The 234-nt window shown below is 29.5% G+C and carries 1 protein-coding gene; it reads left to right on the top strand.

Going from position 1 to position 234, the window contains the following annotated elements; all coding sequences use genetic code 11:
* Nucleotides 1-234, top strand: a 234-nt coding sequence (locus AB671_RS22875) for a hypothetical protein (RefSeq protein WP_228391021.1), incomplete at both ends; no start/stop codon positions are given.

Below are 234 nucleotides of genomic sequence, written 5' to 3' on the forward strand. Positions count from 1 at the left end.
TGAATATACTACACTTGAGTTTACGAAACTAGAAGGTATAAAAGCGAAGGATAATCACTATAATATAATTAACCCCAATTATTATATACATAATGATTATCAAGCATATATAGCTGACTATCCTTCAGGTGGTATTCCTTTAACAGTTCCTTATAAATATTTTGCCACTTATGGTATTACACTCCCCTCAGAGAAAACAGAAAAATCTTACTTTTATAAAAACGGTATTCAAAG

Origin of the sequence: Chryseobacterium sp. BGARF1, from assembly GCF_001677955.1 — a bacterium.
Taxonomy (GTDB): domain Bacteria; phylum Bacteroidota; class Bacteroidia; order Flavobacteriales; family Weeksellaceae; genus Chryseobacterium.